The organism is Leclercia sp. AS011 (genome assembly GCF_037152535.1).
Classification (GTDB): domain Bacteria; phylum Pseudomonadota; class Gammaproteobacteria; order Enterobacterales; family Enterobacteriaceae; genus Enterobacter.
This window is the reverse complement of the sequence record NZ_JBBCMA010000006.1, coordinates 97,212-112,096: the sequence shown is the minus strand read 5'-3', so window position 1 is coordinate 112,096 and position 14,885 is coordinate 97,212. Positions and strand designations below refer to the sequence as shown.

The 14,885-nt window shown below is 53.4% G+C and carries 12 protein-coding genes; 11 read left to right on the top strand and 1 reads right to left on the bottom strand.

Annotated features, from left to right (window positions below):
• Window positions 1-253: 253 nt before the first annotated feature.
• From proP to WFO70_RS19240, 11 genes are all read left to right on the top strand, one after another.
• Window positions 254-1,756, top strand: coding sequence for a glycine betaine/L-proline transporter ProP (gene proP, locus WFO70_RS19290; protein ID WP_337018477.1), 1,503 nt, complete (start codon window positions 254-256; stop codon window positions 1,754-1,756).
• A gap of 316 nt (window positions 1,757-2,072) precedes the next feature.
• Window positions 2,073-3,488, top strand: coding sequence for an undecaprenyl-phosphate glucose phosphotransferase (locus WFO70_RS19285; RefSeq protein ID WP_337018475.1), 1,416 nt, complete (start codon window positions 2,073-2,075; stop codon window positions 3,486-3,488).
• Window positions 3,478-4,764 (top strand): outer membrane beta-barrel protein, encoded by a 1,287-nt coding sequence (locus tag WFO70_RS19280; protein ID WP_337018473.1) that lies wholly within the window; start codon window positions 3,478-3,480, stop codon window positions 4,762-4,764. Before WFO70_RS19285 ends, WFO70_RS19280 begins: the two co-directional genes overlap by 11 nt.
• 1 nt (window position 4,765) lies before the next feature.
• The gene (locus tag WFO70_RS19275) at window positions 4,766-5,323 is read left to right on the top strand and encodes a polysaccharide biosynthesis/export family protein (protein WP_337018471.1); all 558 of its coding nucleotides are present in this window, start codon (window positions 4,766-4,768) and stop codon (window positions 5,321-5,323) included.
• Window positions 5,324-5,325: 2 nt separating this feature from the next.
• Window positions 5,326-7,446 carry a GumC family protein gene (locus tag WFO70_RS19270; RefSeq protein WP_337018469.1) on the top strand — a complete coding sequence of 707 codons (2,121 nt, stop codon included), beginning with the start codon at window positions 5,326-5,328 and terminating at the stop codon, window positions 7,444-7,446.
• Window positions 7,443-8,654, top strand: coding sequence for a capsular biosynthesis protein (locus WFO70_RS19265; RefSeq protein ID WP_337018467.1), 1,212 nt, complete (start codon window positions 7,443-7,445; stop codon window positions 8,652-8,654). Before WFO70_RS19270 ends, WFO70_RS19265 begins: the two co-directional genes overlap by 4 nt.
• Complete coding sequence (locus WFO70_RS19260; protein WP_337018465.1) at window positions 8,651-10,027, top strand: capsular biosynthesis protein; 1,377 nt, start codon at window positions 8,651-8,653, stop codon at window positions 10,025-10,027. Before WFO70_RS19265 ends, WFO70_RS19260 begins: the two co-directional genes overlap by 4 nt.
• Window positions 10,024-11,022: a glycosyltransferase gene (locus tag WFO70_RS19255; protein WP_337018464.1), complete on the top strand. Its 999-nt coding sequence runs from the start codon at window positions 10,024-10,026 to the stop codon at window positions 11,020-11,022. The genes WFO70_RS19260 and WFO70_RS19255 overlap by 4 nt, the downstream gene beginning before the upstream one ends.
• Entirely contained in the window at window positions 11,022-12,233 is a 1,212-nt protein-coding gene (locus WFO70_RS19250) for a glycosyltransferase family 4 protein (RefSeq protein WP_337018462.1), read from the top strand. Before WFO70_RS19255 ends, WFO70_RS19250 begins: the two co-directional genes overlap by 1 nt.
• A gap of 1 nt (window position 12,234) precedes the next feature.
• Window positions 12,235-13,347, top strand: a complete 1,113-nt coding sequence (locus tag WFO70_RS19245; protein ID WP_337018460.1) for a glycosyltransferase family 4 protein — start codon at window positions 12,235-12,237, stop codon at window positions 13,345-13,347.
• A gap of 2 nt (window positions 13,348-13,349) precedes the next feature.
• A complete protein-coding gene (locus WFO70_RS19240) occupies window positions 13,350-13,757 on the top strand; it encodes a hypothetical protein (RefSeq protein WP_337018459.1) in 408 nt (135 codons plus the stop codon).
• A gap of 16 nt (window positions 13,758-13,773) precedes the next feature.
• On the opposite strand, the gene galE is transcribed toward WFO70_RS19240, so the two are convergent.
• Window positions 13,774-14,790 (bottom strand): UDP-glucose 4-epimerase GalE, encoded by a 1,017-nt coding sequence (gene galE / locus WFO70_RS19235; RefSeq protein ID WP_337018457.1) that lies wholly within the window; start codon window positions 14,788-14,790, stop codon window positions 13,774-13,776.
• Window positions 14,791-14,885 lie beyond the last annotated feature (95 nt).

The window sequence follows — 14,885 nt, the reverse complement described above, 5'->3', positions numbered from 1 at the left end:
TTACACTTTTGACACTTCTGGGGGAAACCTTAAAAATATATGTGAAGTTGATCACAAATATAAACGCTGGTAGGGTAAAGGCATCATTAACAGCCCAGACAGGCGTCACAGGTTCGGTTGTACCGCTCCGAAAGGTCAGTGTAAGTAAACCTGCTACGCTTGAGAAAGGAGAATGCGCATGAGGCGCTTCCCGGGTTCCACAGAGCGCCGTAAGCGCTGTGGTGAGCACTGGGCTTAGTCAACGAGGATAGCAATGCTGAAAAGGAAAAAAGTTAAACCGATCACCCTGCGCGACGTCACCATTATTGACGACGGTAAACTGCGCAAAGCGATCACCGCCGCCTCGCTCGGTAATGCGATGGAATGGTTCGATTTTGGTGTGTATGGCTTTGTGGCCTATGCGCTGGGTAAAGTCTTCTTCCCCGGTGCCGATCCCAGTGTGCAGATGATTGCTGCCCTCGGGACATTCTCTGTTCCTTTCCTTATCCGCCCGCTCGGGGGTCTGTTCTTCGGGATGCTGGGGGACAAGTATGGCCGCCAGAAAATCCTCGCCATCACGATAGTGATCATGTCGGTCAGTACCTTCTGTATCGGGCTGATCCCGTCCTATGCAAGCATAGGCATCTGGGCGCCGATCCTGCTGCTGCTGTGTAAGATGGCCCAGGGCTTCTCGGTCGGCGGTGAATATACCGGCGCATCAATTTTTGTTGCCGAATACTCACCGGACCGCAAGCGCGGCTTTATGGGCAGCTGGCTCGACTTCGGCTCTATTGCCGGGTTCGTGCTGGGCGCGGGCGTGGTTGTGCTGCTCTCCACCGTGGTGGGCGAAGAGAACTTCCTCTCCTGGGGCTGGCGTATTCCGTTCTTCCTGGCGCTGCCGCTGGGGCTTATTGGCCTCTATCTGCGTCACGCGTTAGAAGAGACCCCGGCGTTCCAGCAGCATGTCGATAAGCTGGAGCAGGGCGATCGTGAAGGGCTGCAGGACGGTCCGAAAGTCTCGTTCAAAGAGATTGCAACAAAGCACTGGCGTAGCCTGCTGACCTGTATTGGTCTGGTGATCTCCACCAACGTGACCTATTACATGCTGCTGACCTATATGCCGAGCTACCTGTCGCATAACCTGCATTACTCAGAAGATCACGGCGTGCTGATCATCATCGCCATCATGGTGGGGATGCTGTTTGTGCAGCCGATTATGGGTCTGCTGAGCGACCGGTTTGGCCGTCGTCCGTTCATTATTTTCGGCAGTATTGCGCTGTTCGTGCTGGCTATCCCGGCCTTCATTATGATTAACAGCGATGTGATCGGCCTGATTTTTGCCGGTCTGCTGATGCTGGCGGTGATCCTCAACTGCTTTATCGGCGTCATGGCCTCGACACTGCCAGCGATGTTCCCGACCCATATTCGCTACAGCGCGCTGGCGGCTGCCTTTAACATCTCGGTACTGATTGCCGGTCTGACCCCGACGCTGGCCGCCTCGCTGGTGGAGAGCACTCAGAACCTGATGATGCCGGCCTACTACCTGATGGTGATTGCGGTGATTGGCCTGATTACCGGCCTTTACATGAAAGAGACGGCGAACCTGCCGCTGAAAGGGGCGACCCCTGCCGCCTCTGACCTTCAGGAAGCCAAAGAGATCCTGCGCGAGCATCACGACAACATTGAGCAGAAGATAGAAGATCTTGATGCTGAAATTGCCGACCTGCAGGCGAAACGTTCCCGACTTGTCGATCAACATCCCCGCATTAATGAGTAAATAAAAACCCCGGCACCCGCCGGGGTTTTTTTTCATACCCAAATGGCATCTCACGAAAGTTTATTGGCGGTTTTATTGAATAGTGCTTACGCTGTATATAAGCGGATGTCTCTATAAAATCGACGCTTTCTTCTCTACGTGGGGTGGGTATGCTGAGTTTTACACCAACATAGTTGTAAACGCATGCGCTACCCTGGCGGTTGACATTTCTGTCACTGCTCTCTGCACCGAACAGCATTTTATTTTTTAAAATCTTTGCTAATACAATTAGTACAAAAAAAATAATACCAAATCTTAATTATAAGCAGGTCTGGACATGCTGAGAAATTCGCAAAAGATTACCCATGGAAGTTACTCGGTATTCATTAAATTAATTGATTTCTTCTCAATTAATTTAATTTTAATACTGAGTGGTTGGGTATTGAAAATGGAGTCCTTTGATACTGTAATTTTGATCAGCTTATTGTACTCCACCGCTTTTTTACTGTTTGGCGAATACACCGAATGCTATCTCTATCGGCCTAAAAACAACAAGTTGCGTAATCAGCGACGCCTCTTTCTGACCGCTTTTTTTGCCATTCTTTTTATCGGCGTGGTGCGCCTGCTGATCGGGAAATTATACGCCCTGGGTTATCTCACCTTTGTCGATGTGCGTGATATTCCTGCCATGCCACTCTGGTATGCCGCGCCGATCCCTTTTCTCTACGTCGCCCGCCTGGTTATTTTCAAACTGTCGACAAAAAAGAAAATACGGGTGGCGATAATCGGCATTACGGAAAACGGCCTGGCCGCCGAGCAGGCGCTGCGTCTGGAGTACGCTGACGTGCAGCTGGACCTCGCTTTCTACGATGAGCGCGGCCCGGAGCGGCTCGGGGAACTGGCCACCAAAATCACCAGCCCCTATAACGGGCCGGTGATTAATCTGGTGGAGGAGGCCAAAGCCAGCAGGGTCGATGAAATCTATATTGCCCTGCCGATGGTGGCGCTGGAGCGCATCCGCCATTTTCTGGCGATGATGTCGGATACCACGGTGGATACCTATATCGTGCCAGATTTTTACGCCTACAGCACCAATACCTCCCAGATCCGCTCCATCCACAACCTGCAAACCATCGGCATCTTTACCTCGCCCCTGGACGGGGGCGGGTCGATTATTAAACGCGCAGAAGATCTGGTGTTGGGCAGCGTGATTATGGTAATGATTGCCCTGTTAATGATCGTGATTGCCATCGGCATCAAACTCACTTCACGTGGGCCTGTTTTCTTCAAGCAGGATCGCTATGGCCTGAGCGGGCAGAAGATCAAAGTCTGGAAGTTCCGGACGATGAAAGTTATGGAAAATACCGACACGGTAGTACAGGCGACACGTGGCGATCCTCGCGTCACGCGCTTTGGCGCATTCTTACGTCGAACATCACTGGATGAGCTGCCGCAGTTCATTAATGTCATACAGGGGAACATGTCTATTGTTGGTCCACGGCCGCACGCTGTGGCCCATAACGAGCTTTATCGTAAGCAGGTCGAAAACTACATGATTCGCCATAAAGTAAAGCCTGGGATCACAGGTTTAGCGCAAATTAATGGCTATCGTGGGGAAATTGATGCGCTATATAAAATGGAAAAGCGAGTCCAGTACGACATTGAATATATTCAGAACTGGTCCTTTTGGTTAGATATAAAAATCATCATTAAAACCATTTTTAAGGGATTTGTCGGTAAGAATGCATACTAAAATTATTATTATCGCTGGGATTATGGCGTCTCCGGTCGCTCTGGCAGAATTAACACCAAAATCACACATCGGCTTTGCGGGCATCGACTTTCAGAGCAACGTGGGTGTGGATTATGGGTATAACGATAACGTGACCTTCCAGCCGCACGACAGCGACGCCAAAGGCTCCGACTTCCAGGGGCTCAAGCCTGTTATCAGCCTGAACGGGGAGCGTGGCCAGGATAAGTATCTGCTGATGTACTCCGGAGATTATCGTCACTACTCCAGCGATTCTGCGGATGATTACGACGATCACTTTTTCCGCTTCAAAAGCGACTGGCGTTTTGGTCAGATGCATGGCCTGACCCTGAATCTCGAAGATACGCTGGGCCATGAGGAGCGCGGACGCGGGGTGACGGAAGGGTTCCTGCCGGAACAGTTCCGGGAATTTGGCGTCAGGTCACCTTTAACCACCAATCTGTTCAACAGCGAGCTACGCTATAGTTATGGTGCGCCGGATGGACGTGGCAGGGCAGACCTGGCGTTGATGCACCGCAAATGGACCTTCGGCAATACCGGTCAGGTTGAAAGCCAGGATGAGGACTTCGCACAATATATCCGCGAGCAGGAGTGGACCGAAAATACCCTGATCGCAGAAATTTTCGATCAGTACACATCTAAGACGCGTTTTCGCTATAGTTTTATTACCAACCAGTTTCATTACGACAATGCATCAGCGAAAGATAGTAATGAATACTATTTGCGTTACGGAATACAGTCGCAGCTGACGGGTAAAACGAACGTTGATATGAACGTATCGTGGCTCTATAAAACTTTTGAAAATAACCCCGGCTCGAAGGATTTCAACGGGATCAACTGGGATATTCTGGGTGAATGGCGGCCCCTTCAACAGGCGCTTTTTACGTTAAGAACATCCCAAAGTATTAAGGATCCTTCCGAAGCGGGAGGATATAATTTAGTCACGGAATACGGAATTTCATACAAACATTTGTGGATGAACAACCGATTAACGACGTTGCTTGATTACGCATACATTACCGAAGACTACAAAGATCAGGACAAGGACCGTCACGACAAGAATGGCGTGTTTTCATTTATCGTAGGTTATGACCTCACACCATCGATTAACTTTGGTGTGGAATATCATCTTGATACGCTTAAGTCTAATAAAGATACGGATACGTTCACTATCGGCCCCAACGACGATCGCGTAGTGACTGAAACGTTGGGCTACGATCAATCTTTGATTATGCTTACAGCTAAGGTTCAGATTTAAAATGAAAATAATTAAACTGTGCGCGTTTTTACTCCTCAGCTTTGTTTTTGCTGGCTGCAAATCACCGCAGCCGACGTTAATGGACAATAGCGTGGTTGATACAGCAAATTATTTACTGGGCTCGGGTGATACCGTCAACATTAACGTTGCCGGGCAACCTGACCTGACCATGAAAGTAGTACTTGATAATAGTGGGACTATTAATTACCCCTATATTGGCAAGCTGGATTTAAAGGGCAAAACCGCCAGTCAGGTCGATGCAGAGATTACCCAACGCCTGCGTAAAGGTTATGTGCTTAATCCCATGGTGACGGTCAATATCGCTGAATTTCGTAAGTTCTATATCTCTGGTGAAGTTGAGAACCCGAATGGCTATTCCTATGAGCCAGGCCTGACCGTGGAAAAAGCCATTGCCCTTGCGGGTGGCTATACCGACCGGGCAGACCGTACGGATCTCAGTATTCGCCAGTCATCCACCGGTGAGTTACTCGAAAATGTAGATGTTACCCACTCCGTTCTCCCGGGCGATCTCGTCATTATTGGCACAGGGTTCTTCTGATCATGAAACTATCAATAGTGGAAAATGGCAAAAAGCGAGAAAGCGCTATCGATATCGCCAGATTTGCCAGAGAAATTAAAAAGAACTCCTGGAAAATCGTTCTCTCCGGCGTGATTGCCGGGGCGATTGCCTGGCCATTAATGAGTTTGATGTCATCGAAGTATGTTTCCACCGCCACGGTGCTAATTAAAGCCCAGCCGGACAACGTTTCACCGTTCCAGAGAGTGGAGGGCTATGACTCCACCCGTAACGGGTACTACGAAACGCAAAATGCGCTGATGCAATCGCGCGTGGTGCTTGAGCAAGCCATTCGCACGTTGAAACTCGATCAAAACCCCGCCTTCAACGGCGAGGGGGCGGGCAGTGGGTCAACCCCGGAGAACGAACAGCAGCGGGTGGATAATGCCCTGAAAACGCTGATGCGAGATCTCACGATCAGCAACGTGCGTACCACCCATTTGTCCACCGTCTCCTATGAGTCCACCTCTCCACAGCTGGCGGCAGATGTGGCCAACGGCGTGGCGGAGTCCTTTATCAGCTATACCCTGGCGCTGAAGCAGCAAAAAACGGCGAAGGCGCGGGAAGATAACCAGCAGAAGCTGCAGGAACTCCAGCAGCAGATGGTGCAGCAGAAGACCGCGCTGGATAACTATCTGGCGAAAGAGGGACTGCTGACCTTCCGTGGCGTGGATGGCTTTGAAACGGAGCAGATGGGCATTATCACCAACCGTCTGGCAAATGCGACCGAGCGCCGGGTGGCCGCGGAATCTGTCTATAACGAAGTCCGTTCCGGCAGGGGGAACGTGATCTCGCTGCCGTCCATTTCAAATCATGCCCAGATCCAGGATTTACGCATTGCGCTGATCCAGGCGAACAGCGAGCTATCCCAGCTGGAGAAATCCTACGGGCCGCAGCATGACAAAGTGATTCAGGCCCGGGCGCGTATTAACGCGATCCAGGCGCAAACGGCAATGACGCTCAGAGAGCAGCAGGCCGGATTACGCCAGAGCTACGAGGCGGCGCTGGCGGACGAAAAAAATTACCAGAAACAGCTGGAAGAACAGAAAGCGAATTTTCAGAAGTTGTCCATGAAGCGTGACGGCTACAACGACCTGAAGCTGGCGCTGGATAAAACCGAAGAGATGTACAAGATGGCCTATCAGCGCACGCAGGAGCTGACGTTGCCGGGCACTTATTCCGATGCTGATGCGGAGATCTACGATCCTGCCGTGCCCGCTGCGCTGCCGGCAAAACCGAATAAGCCGCTGCTGATGCTGATGGTGGTGCTGCTGGTGATGCTCTTCTACGTGATGTACATCATGGTGAAAACGGCCACCGACAAATCGGTCAACACCCTCAGCCAGATGCAAAAACGTCTTAATCTGCTGCCGCTGGGTGAGATCCGCCGCTTTAAGGGCGTGGGCGGACGCGGCAAAATCCGCGACCTGATCACCAGCGATCCGCTGAATGCCGACGTCATTCACAGCATGCGCACGCAGATCATGCTCAGCAATCAGCCGTTGCAGGTGATTGCCGTTACGTCGGCAGAAGCCGGGGAGGGGCGTACCCTGCTGGCGAACCTGCTGGCGAACTCCTTCAGCTTTGACCAGAAAACGCTGCTGATCGATATGGACTTCTTCAACAACGACGGGCTCTCGGGCGAGCTGGGCTCACCGAAAGCACCCGGCGTGGCGGAGGTGCTGCGTGGCGAGGGCGTGACCGATAACGTGCTGGTGAAGATGAGCGACAATCTCGACTTCCTGCCGCGCGGCAATACGCCAGTTTCGGCGCTGCTGCTGCTGTCGCCGGAACGGTTAAAACCGCTGATTGATTCCCTGCGCAGCCGTTACCAACGCATCATTATCGATATGGCGGCGGTGAATCAGAGCCAGGAGGTACAGCTGGTGAGCCAGGTGACGGACGGTCTGATCTTCGTCCTGAAAGCGGGCCTGAACTCTGCCGACACCATTGGACCGGCCATTGAGAAAGCCACCAACGATCGCACGGTGCTGATCGGTGGGGTGCTGAATCAGGTGGTGGATAAAAATCTGGAGAGCAAAGAGGGGCTGCGTTCACTCAATTACCATACCCATGAACTGATGAATAACACAGGTCGGGCATGAGTCTGCTCAGGAGCGCGTCGACGATCGCCGGGTCATCAGTCATTTCACAGCTGATTGGTGCCCTGTCGATCTGGCTTATTTCGCATAAGTACGACCTTGGCGAAGTGGGGCTCTACGCGCTCAACTACAGTATTGCCCTGATCGGGGCCCAGGTCTGCACCTTTGCCTCGCAGCTGTTGATCCCCCGGCAACCGGATGAAGAGCTGGCCCAGAACGTGGTGTTTTGTCTGCTGCAAAGCCTGACCATCGCCGTGCCTTATGCGGTGCTGACGGGCTGGCTGTTTCATCAGAACATGCTCTTTCTCTACCTGCTCACGCTCTCCAATACCTGGGTGCTGGTGGCCGAGAACCTGTCGCTGCGCACGGCTAACTTTCGCTTCCTCGTGGTTCAGCGCATCTCCGTTTCGGTGGTGGTGGTGGTCTCTGTGCTGCTCACGAGCCAGGTGATGGCGTTTTACTGGATGTGGGCGATCCTGATGATGGTGCTGACCAGCGCCTGCATCCTGCGGGCATTTGATATTCGCACCGTGACCCTGCATCACCTGCTGCCCTCCAGCAACCTGACGTTCCTGAAAAAGAATATCCATCACGTCACCAAGGTGGGCAGTGCCGAAGTGCTGGCGATGGCGAGCAACAACCTGCCGATCATGCTGATCAACTTCTGGTTCTCAGCCTTAACGGCGGGCTACTTCTCGGTGGTCAGCCGCTTCTGCCTGGCCCCGGTGGTGATTATCGGCAATGCGGTGCGCAATACCATTTTCTCGAAATGGTCGATTGATTTCAGAAACAACGTCTTCAACTACGAAGAGTATACGAAGGTCCGGTTGCTGCTGTTGGTGCTGGGCGTGGTCTGCACCCTGGGCGTCTTTATCTTCTATCCGATTGTGATGAATCTGGGCTTCAGCGAGGAGTGGATCGCCTCAGTGCCGACCTCGCGCTACATGCTGCCGTACCTGTTCCCGGCGCTGGCGGTCTGTCCGCTGACGGTGATCGAGCTGATTTTCGGATCTCACCGCTACTTCCTGCGGATCCAGCTTGAGCAACTGGCGATCGTGGTGATCGCGTTTGTCATCGTGCCTTATTTCTATAATGACTATGCGACCTCCATCATCTTATTTTCGATTCTGACGTTCATTCGCTACGCCTTCATCTACCTGAAGGTGAATAAGCGCGCCGACATTCTGAAAAACGGGTCAGTGACATCATGAATCTTAATACCGGGCATTACTTACAAACGTTCACCCTGCTGACCCTGATCTTCATCGGGCTGGTGCAGTACTTCACCGGTGAGCTGACGGTGTTGTGGCTCCCCTTCTTCATGACCATGCTGATGGCCGGTTTTCTCGTGCTGCAGACCCGTCATGAACCCGTGCGGCTGGATGCGCAGGAAGCCATTGTTCTGACGCTGTACCTCTCCTTTAACGTGCTGGCGATTATTTCGACCCTGTTCCAGGGCGGAGCGCTGATCGCCCTTATCGGCTTTAAGAACGAGATTGCCCTGTCGCTGGTAATGCTCTGCCTGCTGCTGGGGTTCTGCCGGGAATCGCAGATCTATCAGGTGACGCGCGGCCTGTACTGGATTTTTTATATTCAGTTCCCGGTTGCACTGTACCAGTTGATCTTTGTCGTGCCGCAGCGCGTAGCGTTACGCGGCGAAGAGGAAAAATGGGACTCCGTGGTAGGGACGTTTGGCGGCGATCCGATGGGTGGGGGAAACACCGCCGCGATGGGGTTGTTCTGTCTGCTGATCATGCTGCTGAAAGTCTCGGAGTATAAGCACGGGCTGACCAGCTTTAAAAACATGGCCTTGCATATCATCCTCGGTTTTGCGATGTGCATTATTGGTGAAGTGAAGTTCGTGATCCTGCTGTCGCCGCTGCTGCTGGCCTGGGTATGGATTATGCCCTCCTGGGTCAAGGAGGCGAGTAAGGTGAATGTAGCCGTGCTGGTCTCTATTCTGGTGGCGATGGTGGTGCTTATCGGGCTGGCCATCGTCATCCTGGCTTACAGCTATACCGCAGCCTATGGCATCGACATGGCGGAAAATCCGTTCACCGTGTTCTTTGACTCGCTGGGCTATATTTTCGACCCGAACTACATCCTGCCGGGCGGGGAGATAGGCCGTTTCACCACCCTGACGTTCTGGTTACAGCATAACGATCTGTCGGGGCTGCCGGGCACGCTGTTCGGCTACGGGCTGAATGCCACCAACAGCGGCAGCTTCCTCTCTCCGGGCTTCCTGAACCAGGTCTATAACCTGACCCTCGATAGTACCGCCCTGAGCATGCTGTTATGGGAGGTGGGCCTGGTGGGGACTCTCATCTTTATCGGGCTGTTTATTTATATTCTGAAAGTGGTTCAGCCTGAGCCTCTGCTGTCGATTGACCAGATTGATAAGCAGGATCTCCAGCTCCTGAGCTTTGCGCCGGCCTTTAATGTGTTTTCAATCGCCTGTCTGCTCAGTATTCCCTACAGCCAGATCCTGATGATCGTGCCCATGCTGCAATTCCTGTTCTATTTATCTTTAGGTTCCAGCTTGATTATTCGCCGGACCGTACGCCGTTATACGGGGCTCTATTGATGTACAAACCGTTTATTACTGTAAGCATTAAAACTTTTAACGAAGCCGAATGTATCGAGAAAACCATCGACAGCATTCGCAGCCAGATCGGTGAATATCCGCATAAGATTATTGTTGCTGACAGTCTTTCAACGGATAACACCCAGCAGCTGGCCAGCGATAAAGGGGTGGTGGTGGTGTCGTTAACCGAACCGGCGGACCGCTGCTGCGGCGTCGGCCATCAGCTGGGCTACCTTCACAGCGAAGGGGAGTTCATCCTGCTGATGGATGGCGATATGGAGCTGGAGCCCGGTTTTATCGATCATGCGGTGGCGTTTCTACAAAGCAACCCGACGTACGCTGGCGTAGCCGGTACGGTGGAGATGGACGACGCCTCGAACTATGAGTTCACCTCCCGCAAGCAGCGCATCAATAAAATCTACCCGCTGGGCGACAGCGACCATCTGGGGGGCGGCGGTCTGTATCGTCTGTCGGCGATTGCCGATATCGGCTATCTGACCAACCGCAGCCTGCACGCCTATGAAGAGGCGGAGTTAGGCATTCGCCTGCTGGCCGCGGGTTACAAACTGCATCGCCTGAACGTGCCCTATTTTCGTCATACCTCCTATACGATGCCGACCTTCCGGATGCTGCGCTATCGCTGGAAGAGCGGTTTCCATCAGGCTCCGGGTGAACTGCTGCGCAGCGCCTGGGGTAAACCCTGGTTCCGCGATGCGCTGATGCTGGTGAAAAACGAGGTGATCTTTGCGAGTTATATCATCCTCGTGCTGATTGCGTTCTTCACCTTCGACGTCAGCCTGATTGATATCGCCCTGCTGCCGCTGCTGGCCTTTATCCTGCTAAAAACCATTCAGAACCGTTCATTAAAAAACGGCCTGAACAGCGTGATCAATCTTGCCGTACTCTCTGCCGGGCTGGTGAAAGGTCTTTTCCATCGGCAGCGCGATCCCCGGGTTCCGCCGGACAATAAAGTTATTCATGAACAGGTAGAGTAATGAAAGTCTTACTGGTGAATAAGTTCTTCTTTATCAAGGGAGGAGCGGAGACGGTCTATTTTCAGGAACGCAATATGCTGAAAGCGGCCGGCGTGGAGGTGATCGATTTCTCCATGCAGCATGAAAAGAACTTTCCGTCTGACTATGCCGACTACTTCGTCAGCAATGTCGATTATCACAAAGAGGGCGGGCTGCTGGCGGGAGTGAAGACGGCCATCAGCTTTATTCACAATCGTGAGGCCTGTAAAAAAATGCAGGCGCTGCTGGAGCAGACGCGCCCGGAGATCGTCCATTTCCATAATATTTATCACCAGCTGACTCCGGCGCTGATCAAGGTCGCCCGGGATTTTGGCTGTAAGACCGTGTTAACCGCCCACGACTATAAGATTATGTGCCCGTCGTACTCGATGCTGCGCGACGGCAAAGTGTGCGATGCCTGCGTCACGGGCAGCGTGTTTAATGCGTTTCGCTACCGCTGCCAGGAGGGTTCGGCGTCGAAGAGCCTGCTGCTGTCGTTAGAGGCGACCTGGCAGTACATCGCCCAGAACTATCAGGCACTGGACGTCATTGTCTCGCCGAGCGAGTTTCTGCGTAATGAGCTGAAACGCTCCCTGCCGGACTCGCGTATCGATGTGATTGTGAACGGGATCGACGACAGCCACACGCCGGAGGCGGGCGCGGATCAAGGGTATCTGCTGTACGTCGGGCGTCTGAGCCGGGAGAAAGGGGTACCCACCCTGACCCGGGCGCACCAGCTTATGCGCAATAAAATGCCGTTAAAAATCGTCGGCCACGGTCCGCTGTATGACGAGATGGTGGCGGACTTCCCCAACGCGGAGTTCCTCGGCTACGTGCAACAGGGCCCGGCGCTGGATGCGCTGATCCAGAACGCCCGGGCCGTGGTGCTGCCGTCAGAGTGTTATGAAAACTGCTCCATGTCAGTGCTGGAGGCGATGTCCTTCGCCCGGGCAGTGGTGGGGGCCCGCATTGGCGGCATCCCGGAGCAGATACGTCACGGTGTGGAAGGATTGCTATTCGAACCTGGCAACGCTCAGGATCTGGCCGACGCGCTGGACGTAATGGCGGAAAACCCGGAGCAGGCCCACGAGATGGGGCTGAAAGGCCGGGCACGGCTTTGCCAGAAATACTCACTGCGCAAGCACATGGAAACGTTGCAGTCGCTCTATCGCGAGCTGCTCGACAGGCCATAACATGTCAAAAAAAATCACGGTGTTGGGTACACGCGGTATCCCCGATGTATTAGGCGGCGTCGAAACCCATTGTCAGAATCTGTACCCGGCTATCCGGCAGCAATATGACGTGGAGATCTGCGTGATCGCCCGGTCACCCTATGTCCCTTACCGGCGCTCGAGCTATAAAAACGTCGAGACGCTGGCGCTCTGGGCGCCGAAAAAACGCAGTTTCGAAGCCATTGTGCACTCTGTTATTGCGGCGTTTAGGACATTTGTTGACCGATCCGATATCGTGCATGTGCACGCCATCGGACCCGGCCTCGTGGTGCCGCTGTTACGCCTGCTGGGCAAACGGGTGGTCTTTACCCACCATGGGCCGGACTACGAGCGCCAGAAGTGGGGCAGGATGGCGAAAAAAATCCTGATGCTCGGCGAGAAAGTGGCGGTGAAGTATGCCAACGAAGTGATTGTCATTTCTGAGGTGATCAACCAGCTCATTCAGCAGAAATACCATCGCTACAATGCGCATCTGGTTTATAACGGTGTTAACGTGCCGGAGCCGCTGGCGGACGAGACCATCGAAAGGATCCTCGGGCGGTATGAGCTTCAGGCCGGGCGTTATATCGTGATGGTCGGGCGGTTCGTAGAAGAGAAGGGGATGCATGATGCCATCGCCGCTTACAGGCAGTCGGGCCTGACGCTGCCGCTGGTGTTGGTCGGGGATGCGGATCATGACACGGCGTACAGCATCCACCTGAAGCAGCTGGCGTTTCAGACACCCGGCGTCGTGATGACCGGCTTTTTGAAAGGTGAGGCGCTCCAGGTCGTCTTCTCTCAGGCCTCGCTGTTTGTGATGCCCTCCTACCATGAGGGATTACCCATTGCGCTGCTGGAGGCGATGTCGTTTTCGCTGCCGGTGGTGGTGAGCGATATTTTGCCGAACCTTGAGGTCGGCTTACCGGCTGAGACCAGTTTTAAGCTGGGTGATGTGGCTGATTTGGCGGATAAAATGTCCAGATGGGCGGATTCACCCCGGATTGATTACGGCGATTTTCTGCAGCGTTACAACTGGGATGAGATCGCCAGAAAGACCGTATCCATTTACCATAGATTAGATAAAACAATAGGTTAAAATTGACCAGTCACACCAGAAACCCGATTGTTATCGATCGTTTTTATGAAGTGCTTGATAAGGACGTTCGCGCCCAGCTGACCCCGGAGCAAAAAGAGGAGATCGAAAACGCCATCGTTTCGATTACCCTCGCATCGCGGCACCGGGTCGATTTTCGCAAAAGTTTTCCGTTCTTCGGCAAACGCCTCTATCTGGTGTTCTTACTGGGACGGGATCACCGCGCACGCGCACGTCCGGAGTCCAGGCTGTCGCGGATCGTGGTGACGTTTCTGATCCTGTTCGCCACGCTGTTCTTGCTCTGTTGCGTGCTGCTGACGCTCTATATGATCAAGTCCGCGCTGGGAATTGACGTCTTCCAGAACTTTCACGTCGGGATTTGGGACTGGTGGCTCAACCTCAAATACCAGTGACGCCAGACGCCGGGGGTCAGGCGTTATAGCCCCCGGGATTATTCTTCTGCCAGTTCCAGGCATCGCGCATCATCTCCTCCAGGTTGCGCGTGGCCTGCCATCCCAGTTGCTGGCGTGCCAGGGAAGAATCCGACCAGCACTCTGCCACGTCGCCGGAGCGTCTGCCGACAATCCGGTAGTTGATTTTGGTCTGCGCGGCTTTTTCAAAGGCTTTGATCAGATCCAGCACCGAATAGCCCACGCCGGTACCCAGATTAATAGCCTTAAACGCCTCGCCGTCGTTTCTGTGATCCAGCGCGGCCAGGTGACCCTGGGCAAGATCCATGACGTGAATATAGTCCCGCACGCCAGTGCCGTCCGGCGTCGGATAGTCATCACCAAAAACGGTCAGGCACGCCAGCTTGCCGATGGCTACCTGAGAGATATAGGGCACCAGGTTATTCGGGATGCCGTTCGGATCCTCTCCCAGCCGGCCGGAGGGGTGCGCGCCAGCGGGATTGAAATAGCGCAGACAGGTGATCCTGAAGTGCGGCTCGGCAACGGAGAAGTCACGTAAAATCTGCTCCACCATCAATTTGGAGGTACCGTAGGGATTCGTGGTGCCGCCGGTGCGCGATGCTTCGCTTAAAGGAACCGATTCAGGATTGCCATATACCGTGGCCGACGAGCTGAAAATAAGGCTGTGCACGCCTGCACGCTGCATTTCATCCAGCAGCACCATGGTCCCGACGACATTATTTTCATAATAGGCGAGGGGTTTAGCAATGGACTCAGAGACCGATTTAAGACCGGCGAAGTGGATAACGTCGGTGATGTTGTGCTGTGCGAAGAGCGTTTTTAACGCGTTGCGATCCAGAATATCAGCGACGCAGATCGCCGGCTCCTTGCCCGTTAATTCTGCGACCCGGATTAATGACTCCTGCGAGGCATTAGAGAGGTTATCAATGACGACGACATCTTCGCCTCTCTCCAGTAATGCCAGCACCGTATGCGAACCAATATAGCCTGCGCCACCTGTGACCAGAATTGCCATAATAAATCCCTCAAAGAGCCGCCGGATCGGAGACGTACTTTTGTCGTATTTTATTTTGCCGCTCTGGTTAGCGTAGTGCGACTTGCCGATCTTGT